This is a genomic window from Streptomyces sp. NPDC037054 (assembly GCF_055606745.1).
Genome location: NZ_JBVJSJ010000001.1, coordinates 714282 through 726959, shown reverse-complemented (window position 1 = coordinate 726959; position 12678 = coordinate 714282). Strand labels below are relative to the sequence as shown.

Annotated in this window: 12 protein-coding genes; 7 read left to right on the top strand and 5 right to left on the bottom strand. The window is 72.1% G+C overall.

The window, feature by feature from the left end:
• Positions 1–83 precede the first annotated feature (83 nt).
• Positions 84–728 (top strand): hypothetical protein, encoded by a 645-nt coding sequence (locus ACZ7D7_RS03255; RefSeq protein ID WP_470821920.1) that lies wholly within the window; start codon positions 84–86, stop codon positions 726–728.
• 125 nt (positions 729–853) lie between these two features.
• Here the strand turns inward: ACZ7D7_RS03255 and ACZ7D7_RS03250 are convergent, their stop codons facing one another.
• Together ACZ7D7_RS03250 and ACZ7D7_RS03245 are read right to left on the bottom strand one after the other, a co-directional pair.
• On the bottom strand, positions 854–1858 hold the full coding sequence (locus ACZ7D7_RS03250) for an LAETG motif-containing sortase-dependent surface protein (protein ID WP_470821919.1): 1005 nt from the start codon (positions 1856–1858) through the stop codon (positions 854–856).
• Positions 1859–2527: 669 nt separating this feature from the next.
• Entirely contained in the window at positions 2528–2860 is a 333-nt protein-coding gene (locus ACZ7D7_RS03245) for a chorismate mutase (protein WP_470821917.1), read from the bottom strand.
• 303 nt (positions 2861–3163) lie between these two features.
• Between ACZ7D7_RS03245 and guaA the strand changes: the two genes are divergently transcribed.
• Complete coding sequence (guaA, locus tag ACZ7D7_RS03240) at positions 3164–4744, top strand: glutamine-hydrolyzing GMP synthase (protein WP_470821916.1); 1581 nt, start codon at positions 3164–3166, stop codon at positions 4742–4744.
• 51 nt (positions 4745–4795) lie between these two features.
• On the opposite strand, the gene ACZ7D7_RS03235 is transcribed toward guaA, so the two are convergent.
• Positions 4796–5272, bottom strand: coding sequence for a pyridoxamine 5'-phosphate oxidase family protein (locus ACZ7D7_RS03235; protein WP_470821915.1), 477 nt, complete (start codon positions 5270–5272; stop codon positions 4796–4798).
• Positions 5273–5423: 151 nt separating this feature from the next.
• Here ACZ7D7_RS03235 and ACZ7D7_RS03230 point away from each other — a divergent pair, with 151 nt between their 5' ends.
• The 3 genes from ACZ7D7_RS03230 to ACZ7D7_RS03220 all read left to right on the top strand — a co-directional run bounded on the left by ACZ7D7_RS03230 (position 5424) and on the right by ACZ7D7_RS03220 (position 8442).
• Entirely contained in the window at positions 5424–6218 is a 795-nt protein-coding gene (locus ACZ7D7_RS03230) for a class II aldolase/adducin family protein (RefSeq protein WP_470821914.1), read from the top strand.
• Between the two features lie 229 nt (positions 6219–6447).
• Positions 6448–7728 (top strand): hypothetical protein, encoded by a 1281-nt coding sequence (locus ACZ7D7_RS03225; protein ID WP_470821913.1) that lies wholly within the window; start codon positions 6448–6450, stop codon positions 7726–7728.
• 177 nt (positions 7729–7905) lie between these two features.
• Entirely contained in the window at positions 7906–8442 is a 537-nt protein-coding gene (locus tag ACZ7D7_RS03220) for a DoxX family protein (protein ID WP_470821912.1), read from the top strand.
• Positions 8443–8659: 217 nt separating this feature from the next.
• Here ACZ7D7_RS03220 and ACZ7D7_RS03215 read toward each other — a convergent pair whose 3' ends face one another.
• Together ACZ7D7_RS03215 and ACZ7D7_RS03210 are read right to left on the bottom strand one after the other, a co-directional pair.
• Positions 8660–8899 (bottom strand): hypothetical protein, encoded by a 240-nt coding sequence (locus ACZ7D7_RS03215; RefSeq protein ID WP_470821911.1) that lies wholly within the window; start codon positions 8897–8899, stop codon positions 8660–8662.
• The gene (locus ACZ7D7_RS03210; RefSeq protein WP_470821910.1) at positions 8886–10403 is read right to left on the bottom strand and encodes a PspC domain-containing protein; all 1518 of its coding nucleotides are present in this window, start codon (positions 10401–10403) and stop codon (positions 8886–8888) included. Before ACZ7D7_RS03210 ends, ACZ7D7_RS03215 begins: the two co-directional genes overlap by 14 nt.
• 179 nt (positions 10404–10582) lie before the next feature.
• Between ACZ7D7_RS03210 and ACZ7D7_RS03205 the strand changes: the two genes are divergently transcribed.
• Positions 10583–11875 (top strand): ATP-binding protein, encoded by a 1293-nt coding sequence (locus ACZ7D7_RS03205; RefSeq protein WP_470821908.1) that lies wholly within the window; start codon positions 10583–10585, stop codon positions 11873–11875.
• Complete coding sequence (locus ACZ7D7_RS03200) at positions 11872–12627, top strand: LuxR C-terminal-related transcriptional regulator (protein ID WP_470821907.1); 756 nt, start codon at positions 11872–11874, stop codon at positions 12625–12627. Before ACZ7D7_RS03205 ends, ACZ7D7_RS03200 begins: the two co-directional genes overlap by 4 nt.
• The last annotated feature ends 51 nt before the right edge of the window (positions 12628–12678 follow it).

Sequence of the window (12678 nt, the reverse complement as noted above, 5' to 3'; positions counted from 1 at the left end):
CTGCAAAGATCGCGGACGAGACGATGCTCAAGTGGGCAGTGCATTACGCCCATTTGTGCCAAAACGGGGAAAGGCGAAAACGCATGCGCAAGTTGTCCCGCGTTGTCCCGGCCGCTCTGGCCGCCGTGGCACTGACGGTGGCCCTGACCGGCTGCAACGACTCGGACTCGGATTCGGACTCGGGCAAGTCCGGCAAGGGCCGCACCGGCTCGTCGTCGGCGGGTTCCGACTCGTCGTCGGGTTCGGAGGAGGCCAAGGAGGACAAGACCAGCTTCGCCCTGGGCGAGGCCAGCCCGCCGCAGAAGAGCGAGAGCACGAAGTCGAAGGGCGCCACGTACACGGTCACGCCCACCGCGGTGGAGACCGGCACGAAGGCCGACATGGACAACTCCGGCCTCAAGAAGGACAAGGGCGACGGACCCCAGGTCCCGGTCTACGTGTGGGCCACCCTCACCCACGAGAGCGGCAAGCCCATGGCGCTCGGCGACATGGACGACGACCTGGTCGTCCGCACCGACCAGGACAAGCGGACCCGGGCCCTCATCGTCCTGCTGGGCGAGGCCAAGTGGCCCAACTGCCCGAAGTTCGACAGCGACAAGGAGCTGAACCCCGGCGAGTCGGAGAAGATCTGCAAGGTCTTCCTCATCGACGAGGGCCAGAAGGCCGCCGCGGTGGAACTGATGCAGGGCTTCACCACGCCGCCGCTGGAGTGGCCGGTCAAGAACTGACCGACGGCACCGACGGCACCACGAACAGAAGGACCTGCGCCCCCCTCCGAGCGCAGGTCCTTCTGTCTGTGCGGTGCTATGTGCTGCGTGCTGCGTGCTCCGTGCTCCGCGTTACGTGCTCCGTACTACGCGACGCCCTCGGCCTTGCGGCGGCGCACGACGAAGATCGCACCCGCACCCGCGACGACCGCGACACCGCCGACGAGGCTGATCACGGGAAGCGCGGAGCTGGAGCCGGTCTCGGCGAGGCTGCCGGTGACCTCGGGGGTGGTGCCGCTGGGCTTCTTGTCGGTGACGGGCGCCTTGCCGCCTTCCTGCGGCTTGGTGCCGTCCGTGTCCGTGCCGGGCGCCACGATCTCGAAGCGGTAGGCGACGTCACCGAAGCCGACGCACTCGTTGTCGGCGTCGCCGTAGATGGTCGCGCCGAGCGTGAAGCCCGCGCCGACCGGGGCGCTCGCCTTGACGTTCAGGCGCATCGGGATGTTGACGACGTAGTCGGGCTCGAGGACGTCGGTGTAGCCGACGTAACCGACCGCGTAGCCGCCCTCGTCCAGGTCGACCCAGGTCTTGCTGTCCGGGTCCCAGGCCTGCAGCTGGACCTGCTTGCTCTCGAACAGCTCGGAGCCGTCCCGGTCGGGGGAGGCGCCGGCGAAGAAGTCGAGGTCCTGGAGGGTGTTGTCCGAGGAGTTGAGCACGTTCAGCGAGAACTTGTGCCAGCCGCTGCCCGCGGAGATCTTGCCCGGCAGACCCGTGATGCTGACGTCGACCTGCGAGTCCTCGCAGACGGACGGCTCGGGGTCTGGGGACTCCGACTCGGACGCGGACGTCGACGGAGCCGGCGAGGTGGCCGGGGCCGAGGTGCTCGGCGAGGTGCTCGGCGACGTGGAGGTGGAGGCGGTGGCGGACGGGCTCGTGGAGGTGTCGCCGCCCGGCTCCTTGTCGCCACCGTCGCCCTCGCCCGTGCCGGTGGACTCCGACGTGGACGGCGACGGGTCGGCCGAGGTGTCGTCCCCGGGCGTCTCGGAGGCGGAGGCACTCGGCGTGCTGTCGGTGCTCTCGGTCGCGTACGCGGCGGGCGCCGCGAGGAGCGCCACCGGGGCGATCACTGCAGTCGCAGCCGCTGCTGCCATGGCGCGGCGAAGCTTCATGAAGACCTCAAGAGTCCGGCGTACCGCGGTGCAGTACGAACGTTGGAGGAGGCCGGCCGCGTGTGGGGCGCGTGGCCATTGATTCGTGAGGTTTGATCACCGAGGCATGCGAATGGTTGTGCCCATATTCACGGAATTCTTATGTGAGCCGGGTCACCCGGCGGAAGTCGCCTCCCGCGCCGGTCGCCGCTTGGCGCATGCGAAGGGCCCCGCGGGACGTCTGCCGCGGGGCCCTTCCACCGTCAGCACCGGCGTCAGGGCAGCGCCGGTGCCCGGGGGAGCGGCGCCGGGGGAGGAGGGTGCGCCGCTGGTCGGTGAGGTCGAGCTGTGTAGGTGTGTGGGGTGGGGGGCGGTGTGGGACGGTCCCGCCGGCCGGCCCCGGGCGTCCCCGGAGCCGGCCGTTCTCTGGGTGACCGGGCTGCTGTCCCCTGCCGTCCGGTCACTTCCCTGGAGCGAGGTCCCACGACACACGGCACGATCCGTACGTCTCATCGCTCCAGCGAGCCACGCGTGGTTCTTTCGGGCCCGCCCCTGGCTGGCACGGACACCGGGACCAACGAAGCGGCCCGCGAGGCGTCACGCGCCGTACGGGTGAGAGGCGATGCGTACGTCTGTCCCGGCGAACGCCCGGTTGCCCCGGCGAACACCCGGTCAGATCCTGCCCCGGCACAGCTCCAGCAGCGTCATCGCGAGGGCCGTGCCCGGCTTGCCCAGGGCGTCGCGGAAGTGGCCGAGGACCTCCATCTCGCGGGACAGGTTCACGCGCCGTCCGCCGGAGGAGATCCGTGCCTCCTGGATGACGGCGGACACGGCCATCCGTTCCTGGATCAGCCCGATGATCCGGTCGTCGAGCGCGTCGATGCGCTCACGGGCTCCGGTGATCAGGCCGGCGGCCTCGTCGGTGCGGGCGCCGGTCTGCTCGGTGGTGGTCTTCTCGGCGACGGCCTTCTCGAAGGCGGCGGTCTGCTCGCTGGTGACGGTCATGTGAGGCTCCTCATCGGGCGGGATGCGGTGCCCCGGGGGAGAGAAGGTCCCGGAAAACGCCAGACGCCCCGGGCCTTGAAGCCCGGGGCGCCTGGGAAGTCGCTTGTCAGTTGCTCAAGCAGCACGACCATGGCAGCCGGCGGGCCGGTTGCCATAGGTAAAGACGAAGGTCTGGTGCGTGAGCATGGCGGCCAGTGTACCCGGTGGACGAGGCCCCGCCGCACTCGGTGCGGAACGGTCACCCGCCCCACCTCGGTAGAATCGGCAAGCACAAGCCCCCGCCCAACCGCCGGAAGGCACCCCGTGTCATCAGCGACTCCCGCTGCCGCCGCCCCCGACACCGTCCTGGTCGTCGACTTCGGCGCGCAGTACGCCCAGCTCATCGCCCGTCGCGTCCGTGAGGCCCGGGTCTACAGCGAGATCGTGCCCAGCACCATGCCGGTCGCCGAGATGCTCGCCAAGAACCCGGCGGCCATCATCCTGTCCGGCGGCCCTTCGTCCGTGTACGAGGAGGGCGCCCCCCGCCTCGACCGCGAGCTGTTCGAGGCCGGCGTCCCCGTCTTCGGCATGTGCTACGGCTTCCAGCTGATGGCGCAGACCCTCGGCGGCACCGTCGACAACACCGGCGCCCGCGAGTACGGCCGTACCGAACTGCACGTCTCCCGGCCGTCGTCCACCCTCTTCGAGGGCACGCCCGCCGAGCAGGCCGTGTGGATGTCGCACGGCGACGCCTGCTCCGCCGCCCCGGAGGGCTTCACGGTCACCGGCTCCACGGACGTCGTCCCGGTCGCCGCCTTCGAGAACGACGAGAAGAAGCTGTACGGCGTGCAGTACCACCCCGAGGTGATGCACTCCACGCACGGCCAGCAGGTGCTGGAGCACTTCCTCTACCGCGGCGCCGGGCTCACCCCCTCCTGGACCACGGGCAACGTGATCGACGAGCAGGTCGCCGCGATCCGCGAGCTGGTCGGCGACAAGCGCGCGATCTGCGGCCTGTCCGGCGGCGTGGACTCCGCCGTCGCCGCCGCCCTCGTCCAGAAGGCCATCGGCTCGCAGCTGACCTGCGTGTACGTCGACCACGGCCTGATGCGCAAGGGCGAGACCGAGCAGGTCGAGAAGGACTTCGTCGCCGCGACCGGCGTGCAGCTGAAGGTCGTCGACGCCGAGGAGCGGTTCCTCAAGGCGCTCGCCGGGGTCAGCGACCCCGAGCAGAAGCGGAAGATCATCGGCCGGGAGTTCATCCGCGTCTTCGAGCAGGCGCAGGCCGAGATCATCGCGGACGAGGGCCCCGAGGTCGCCTTCCTGGTGCAGGGCACCCTCTACCCGGACGTCGTCGAGTCCGGCGGCGGCACCGGCACCGCCAACATCAAGTCCCACCACAACGTCGGCGGGCTCCCCGAAGACCTCGAGTTCCAGCTGATCGAGCCGCTGCGCAAGCTGTTCAAGGACGAGGTCCGCATGGTCGGCCAGGAGCTGGGCCTGCCGGAGGAGATCGTCCAGCGCCAGCCGTTCCCCGGCCCCGGCCTCGGCATCCGCATCGTCGGCGAGGTCACCAAGGAGCGCCTGGACCTGCTGCGCGAGGCCGACGCCATCGCCCGCGAGGAGCTGACGGCGGCCGGCCTCGACCGCGACATCTGGCAGTGCCCGGTGGTCCTCCTGGCGGACGTCCGCAGCGTCGGCGTCCAGGGCGACGGCCGCACCTACGGCCACCCGATCGTGCTGCGCCCGGTCTCCTCCGAGGACGCCATGACGGCCGACTGGTCGCGCCTGCCGTACGAGGTCCTCGCGAAGATCTCCACGCGGATCACCAACGAGGTCAAGGACGTCAACCGCGTCGTCCTCGACGTGACGAGCAAGCCGCCGGGCACCATCGAGTGGGAGTGATCCCCGGCGTCGGGTCGTCCCCGGCGACGGGCGCTTCGGGCCCTGTGCGGGCTATGCGCGCCTGATCGTGCGCAGCGGCTCGCCGGGCTTCCAGACCTGGAGGACGAGGTACTTGTCGTCCTCCACGGAGGTCCGCACGACCTCCGTCAGCTCGGTGCGGAAGAGGTGGAACGGCTCCGGCGGTTCCACCTCTTTCCCGTACCCGGACTTCGTCGCCGCGTCCTCGACCTCGATCGCGCGCCCGCTGATCCGTACGTCTCCGCCGCCCATCGACGTGCCCTCGCCCGGGTTCGCCTGGAGCGCGAAGCGCGGGTCGCGGCGCAGGTCGAGCGCCTTCAGCGAGCCCGGCATCATGCCGAGCCACAATTCGCCGTCCAGGAACCGCACCTCCAGGCCGGTGGTGCGCGGCGACCCGTCCCGGCGCAGGGTCGCGAGGACGTGATGGGTGTGGGCGGCGAACCGCTCCTCGACGGTGCGCGCGAGGTCCGGTTCGGCGGCGCGGAAGAGCGCCCAGTTCTGCTGGCTCATGAGCGCCAGTGTGGTCCCCATACCCGACATCTTCTGTCGGGTATCGACACGACTTGACCCGACTGTGCCCGATCTTCACAGCACGCCTCTGTCCTCACCGGCTCACGGAGGGTAATTTCCGGCCCTGAAACGGAACACCGCTGGAGGACCTATGCACGGGCCCACGCCGCCCCTGCCGCTGCCGACCGACCGGTTGCAGTTCGCGATGCCGCCGATGCACGAGTCGGTCGAGGACGAGCGCCGGCACCGCAAGGAACGGCTCGCGGGCGCCCTGAGGATCTTCGGACGGTACGGATTCGAGGACGGCGTCTCGGGCCACATCACCGCCCGGGACCCGGAGTTCACCGACTGCTTCTGGGTCAACCCGTTCGGCATGCCGTTCAAGCACGTCACCGTCAGCGACCTCGTGCTCGCCAACTCGGACGGCCAGGTCATCCAGGGCCGCCACCACGTCAACCAGGCCGCGTTCACCGTGCACGCCCAGGTCCACGCCGCCCGGCCCGACGTCGTCGCCGTCGCCCACTGCCACTCGGTGCACGGCCGCGCCGTCGCCGCCCTCGGCGAACTCCTCGACCCGATCACGCAGGAGAGCTGCGCCTTCTACGAGGACCACGCCGTGTACGAGGCCTACTCCGGGGTCGCCGTCGACGCCGAGGAGGGCCGCCGCATCGCCGCCGTGCTCGGCAGCCGCAAGGCGCTCGTACTGCGCAACCACGGGCTGCTGACGGTCGGCGACTCGGTCGACGCGGCGGCCTGGTGGTTCCTGTCGATGGAGCGGTCCTGCCAGGTGCAGCTGTCCGCGAAGGCGGCGGGCCGGCCGGTGCTGATCGACCACAAGGCCGCCGTGGCCACCCGCGAACAGGCCGGGGGAGACCTCGTCGCGTGGATCAACTACCAGCCGCTGTGGCAGGACATCAGTCGCAGCGAGCCGGACCTGCTGAGCTGAACACGCGGGGTCGCGGGCGCGGAGATTCCCGCCGTCCCGTCAACCCGGCGCCGCACGGTTCACTCCCCCTGACGGACCTGTCGGACGTGAGCGGGGTGCCGTAGGGCACAATTCGCTGTCGTCACGGGGCAGTTGGCACGGCGGTCGGCGGGGCAATCGGCCGGTCGGCACACACGTCGATCGGCAAGTCAATCGGCAGGGCATCAGGACGGGAAGGCGGGCTTCGGGCGTGGCGGTGCAGGAGGCGAGGCAGGACGGCGCGGGCGCCGGCGCGCACAAGGGCGGCTGCACCTGCGGGGACTGCCCGCACGGGGCGCGAGCCGGGCATCGGCGGGCGGTCGCCGAATTCCTGGTCCGACGCGACGAGTTCGCCGCCGGACAAGGACTTCCGGCCGCCGTCGCCCACTCGGCGTCGGCCTCCCGCCAGTGGGTCTCGGAGGAACTGACCCAGGCCGCGGTACAGGTCGCCGAACGCCGCCGCGCCGAGGGCGAGGCCTGGCTGGCGAGCCTGTGGCGCCGCACCGCCTACGTGGTCTGGGGAGCGGTCGTCCTGCTGCTGCTCGTGCAGGCGCTCACCGCGGTCGGCACGGGCTGGACGGTGGCCCGCACCGCCGGGCTGCTCGCCGCCCTGGTCGTCGCCGGCGGACTGACCGCGGCCTCCTGGTTCCACCGGGCGCGCGGCGGCGCGCTCGCACCGGTGATCGGCGAGGACAACCGCCTCTCCACGTCCCGCGCCGTGGCCGCCGCGTGGGTGCTGTTCCTCGCGTACGCGGTGCTCGTCCTGGTCGGCCGCCTGGCCGCCGCGTCCGGGCCGCGCGAGCGCGACGACCTGCTCGCCGGACTCGAACTCGCCCGCGGCGCCGGAGTGGTGACCGTCCTCGCCGTCGTCTGCGGCATCGCCGTCCTGGTGCGCCGCGTGGTGGGCCTGCGGGTCCTCGGCCAGCGGCTCCAGAAGGTCCGCGCGGACCGGCCGCGCGCCGCCGACCTGCTCACCGACGACTCCGGGCGCGGCACCTTCGCTGACATCCAGTACGTCGTGATCGGCGCCGTCGCCCTCGCCTTCGCCGCCGTACGGCTCGCCCGCCGCCCGGACCAACTGCCCGACCTGCCCTGGGGCCTGGCCGTCCTGGTGCTGGTCTCGGCCGCCACCTACGTCGCCGGCAAGTACGCCGAGGGCGGGCGGCCCGTCATCCTGTCCGTCGTGCGCTCCCGCGAGGCCGGCGATCTGGACGCGCCGATCCGCACCGGCGACGACATCGAGATCCGCGGCGCCGGCTTCGTCCCGCCCGGCGCCCAGACCGCCGACCGCCTGTCCCGCATGGTCGTCCGCATCGGCACGGTCCACGTCCACGTCCCCCTCGTCCCGGTCACCGGCGGCTTCAGCAACCCGACGGACACCCTCCTGACGGTCCCGGTCCCGGCCGACGTGGAACCCGGCCGACTGGAGGTCCAGGTGGTGACGGCGGCGGGGGTGGAGACGAACCGGTACGGGATCGATGTGACGGACTGAAGCGCCCACATCCCACGTCCGCCACGGGGGCAGTCGGCGCGTCCGCCACCGGGGCAGTCGACGTAAGGGGAACCCTCCCCGAGGAAAACCCGGCGCGCGGGACTGAGCGTCGTCGGCCCGGCTTCCGTATCGTCTGATGAGAGGCCCGGCAGGGCGGGTGAGAGGTGGCTGGCAGCGATGACTCACGGTATGCGGACGGACACGCACGACCCCTACCTCGACGGTGGTGGCCGACGCGGCTGGCGGGACACGGCCTCGCACTACGCACTCCTTCCCCTCCGGGTGTTCCTCGGCGTCACGTTCATCTACGCCGGGCTCGACAAGCTGACCGACAGCGCCTTCATGAAGGACTCCGGCCCCGGGTCGGTCGGCGACCTGATGCGCAGCGTCCGGGACTCCTCGGCCATCCCGGCCCTGGTCGACCTGGCCCTGGAGAACCCGCCCGGCTTCGGCTACGCCATCGCCTTCGGTGAACTGGCCGTCGGCATCGGCATCCTGTTCGGCCTGCTCGCCCGCCTCGCGGCCCTCGGCGGCGCCCTGATCTCGCTCAGCCTGTGGCTGACCGTGAGCTGGGCTTCCGACCCGTACTACTACGGCAACGACCTCGCCTACCTGATGGCCTGGACTCCGCTCGTCCTGGCCGGCGCGCCCTACCTGTCGATCGACGCGGCCCTGCGGTCACGGCGACGGCAGCGGGCGGGCCGGTACCAGTAGCCCCGACGGCCGTCCTGCCGACGTCGACGGTCGGCTGCCTGGCCGGCCGGCGGGCCGCCCGGGCCGGTTGGTCCGGCCGGTCGGGGTGCGGGTGCCCGGCCGGTCGGGGTGCGTGGCGTCGGTTGCCGTCCCGTCGCCGGGGACGTGCCCTGCGGGGCATGCCCGCCCGGTCTCGTGTGACCAACGGGCCGGTCGGTCGGTGGTCGGCAGGCGGGCGTCAGCCGGGTGTGCCGGCCTCCTCCGGCCTGCCCCGGCGTGCCCCGCGGCGGCGTCTGCGTATGCCGCCCGCGACCATCGCCGTCACGCCGGCCAGGCACAGGCCGCCCGTGACCAGCGGGATGAGCACGAACCACGGTGTGTCCCAGGCCCCGCCCGCGTCGCCGGCGTAGAGCGCGCCGGCGAGGGTGAGGACGAGACCGGCGACCAGCCTGCCCGGCTGGAACTCATGCCGCAGCACGGGCCACCTCCACCTGTCCGGCGCCGACCTGGAGGTCGAGCACGAGCGTCCCGGTCTTCTTGCCGCCCGTGATCGGGGGCAGGGTGGCTTCCCGGCGCTTGCCCGGTTCCACGTCCACGTCCTGCTGCCGGTCACCCGGCAACTGGATGTCGCCCACGCCCACCTCGATGCTGAGGCGCACGGTCACGTCGCGGGGCACGATCACCTTTATTCGGCCCAGCCCCACGTCGGCGCGCGTGGTGACCGACTTCCCGTCGGGCACGCGCAGTTTCGACAGGTCCAGCGTGCCCACGCCGGTGCCGAGGTCGTAGTGGTCGCGCACCTGCGCCACCGCCGTCGGCTGCCACGTCTCCCGTATCCACTGCGTGCCGATGTCCTTCGGCACCGCCGCCGAACCAGCCAGCAGGCCCGCCGTGACGATCGCCAGGAATATCGACCCCGCTCCCGTCCGCCCGAGGAACGCGCTGACCGCGATGCCGAGGCCGAAGACCACGAGCGCGCAGGACAGGCCGGCCTGGAGGCTGGTGCCCAGCGGGTGGTGGTCCCAGGTGAGGCCCGTGCCGAGGCCGCCCGCGAGGAGGGCCAGGAGGAACACCCAGCCGCCCACCCAGCGGGGGCCGCGTGGTTTCGGCGGCCGGGGCCGTCCCCAAGGGGTGTCCTCGCGGCGGACGTCCTTCGGGAGGCCGCGGCTGATGTTGACGGCAGCCGCGATGTCCGGGTGGACGGAGCCGGGTGGGCCCCACAGGTAGCCCGTACCCCCGACGTGCGTGCCGTCCTTGACTATGGGGTCGCGCCACCACGACGGCCACGTCGTGGCCACCGGTGGGGCTTGGGGCTCGGGAGGGGCGTCCGCGACGGCCTGCGACGCCAGCGGGTCCGGGCCTGGGGTGCCGCGCTGCCGCGACCAGTAACCCGCGCCCGCGAGCAGCAGGGAGAGGATCACGGCGAACGTCAGCACGCCGCCGTTCTTCAGCATGGTCAGGAACACGCCGCAGCCGACCAGCGCGAACAGCACCGCCGCCAGGGCCTGGCCGTCGACGCGGCCCGTGAGCAGCTTGCGCAGTTCGTTCTCCTCCTCGTCGTCGTACGGGACGAAGAGCCAGGCGAAGCCGTAGAAGATGAGGCCGATGCCGCCGGTCGCGGAGAGCACCGCGAGGGTGATGCGGAAGATGACCGGGTCCATGTCGCACTGCCGGCCGAGGCCCGCGCACACGCCGCCGATCAGCTTGTGCGGCCGGTCGCGGCGGAAGCGGTGCGGCGGTCCGAGGCCGTCCGCCGGAGCGGCCGCGTCCGTCCCGGGGTCCGGCGCCCGCTTGCTCCCCTTCTGCCGCGCGCCCGCGTGCCCCTGTGCGCGCGAGCCCGCGCCCGCGTCGCCCGGCGGGGCAGCGCCGGGCCCGCGGGAGGCATCCGCGGCGGGCGCGGCATCCTGCGGCCCGGCGCCCAGCGGGGGGCGCGGGCCGGAGCCGGGTCCCGGACCCGTCGCGGCGTGCTCGTGTTCCGTCATGCGTCCATGGTGACGGCCGAGCCGCCTCGGCGGGAGTCGGAACGACCCTGGCCGGACCCTGATATCGGCCCTGAGCCGGCGCCCGGGAAGCGTTCGAGCACATCCCGGGCCGAAGATCAGGGGTGTCTCGGGGACGGACCCTGATGCCCGGCTCGGCCGGTCGTGTGACCATCAGTGGCATGCCGGAAGCCGCAGCAGCGCCCCTCGCCGAACCGCGGCCGCCGCGCAAGCTCTACCGCAGCAGCGACGGACGCTGGCTCGGTGGTGTGGCGCGGGGGCTCGCCGGGCATCTCGGGCTGCCCGTGATCTGGGTCCGGCTGGTCTTCGTCGGGCTGTTCATGGCGGACGGCCTCGGCGCCCTGCTCTACGCGGCGTTCTGGTTCTTCGTGCCGCTCGGAGTCGGCGGCGTCGACGCGCAGAAGCCGCCCTCCCTCGTCGGCTCGGAGACCTCGCCCGACGGCCGCCGCAGACTCGTCGCCCGCAAGCCCGACCGGGGCCAGATCGTCGCGCTGCTCCTCATGGTCGTGGTGGCCATGGTCTTCGTGGGCAACGTGAATCTGAGCGGCGGGGCCCGCGTCTATCTGTGGCCCATGGTCCTCGTGGGCGCCGGCGTCGCCCTGGTGTGGCGCCAGGCGGACAACGCCCGGCGGGCCCGCTGGGCCGAGGTCGGCCGCCACCGGCGCACGGTCACGCTGCTGCGGGCCGTCGGCGGCGTGCTGCTGGTGACGGTCGGTATCTCCGGCATCTTCGTCCTCCAGGGCTCCGCCGCCCACCTCGGTTCCCTCCTCCAGGCCGCCCTCGCCGTCCTCGTCGGGATAACGCTGCTGGCAGGCCCTTATCTGGTGCGCATGACGCAGGACCTCTCCGAGGAGCGTCTGATGCGCATCCGCGCCCAGGAGCGCGCCGAAGTCGCCGCCCACGTCCACGACTCGGTGCTGCACACCCTGACCCTGATCCAGCGCAACGCGGAGAACGCGAGCGAGGTCCGCCGCCTCGCCCGCGCCCAGGAGCGCGACCTGCGCACCTGGCTCTACAAACCCGAAGGCACCGGCAAGGACGAGGAGGACGAGCCCACGACACTCGCCGACGCGGTGCGGCGCAACGCGGCGGAGGTGGAGGACAAGCACGGCGTCCCCATAGAGGTCGTCGTGGTCGGCGACTGCCCGCTGGACGAGAAGACCTCCGCACAGATGCAGGCCGCGCGGGAAGCAATGGTGAACGCCGCCAAGTACGGTGGCGAGGGCGGCGCCGTTCAGGTCTACGCCGAAGTCGAGGGCAGGACGGTCTTCGTGTCCGTCCGGGACCGCGGCCCCGGCTTCGACCTCGACGCGATACCCGCCGACCGCATGGGCGTCAGAGAATCGATCATCGGCCGCATGGAGCGAAACGGCGGCACGGCCCGGCTGCGGGCGGTGCCGGACGGCGGCACGGAGGTCGAGCTGGAGATGGAGAGGGCGGAGAAGACGTCATGAGTGACCCGACCGAGACGAACGGACCGACCGGAGCGGCCGAAGGGGCGGGGCCGGCGGAGGTCCCCGGCGCCGGCGACGGCACGTCCGCCGGGCGCCACGTCCGCGTGGTCCTCGTCGACGACCACCGCATGTTCCGCACGGGCGTCCAGGCCGAGATCGGCCAGACCGCACAGACCGGCGTGGAGGTCGTCGGCGAGGCCGCCGACGTCGACCAGGCCGTCACGGTCATCACCGCCACCCGCCCCGAGGTCGTCCTCCTCGACGTGCACCTGCCGGGCGGCGGCGGCGTCGAAGTACTGCGCCGCTGCGCCCCGTTGATGGCCGACGCCGAGCAGCCCGTCCGCTTCCTCGCCCTCTCCGTGTCGGACGCCGCGGAGGACGTCATCGGCGTGATCCGGGGCGGCGCGCGCGGCTACGTGACGAAGACGATCACCGGCACGGACCTGATCGACTCGATCTTCCGGGTCCAGGAGGGCGACGCGGTGTTCTCCCCGCGCCTCGCCGGCTTCGTCCTCGACGCGTTCGCCTCCACGGACGCCCCACCGGTGGACGAGGACCTCGACCGCCTCACGCAGAGAGAACGGGAAGTCCTCCGCCTGATCGCCCGCGGCTACGCGTACAAGGAGATCGCCAAGCAACTGTTCATCTCCGTCAAGACGGTCGAGTCCCACGTCTCGGCGGTCCTGAGGAAGCTCCAGCTGTCGAACCGGCACGAGCTGACTCGGTGGGCTACGGCTCGGCGGTTGGTGTGACCGTGCCGTAGGCGTGTCCGCGATCACACCGTTACGCTGTGTGCCACGGGA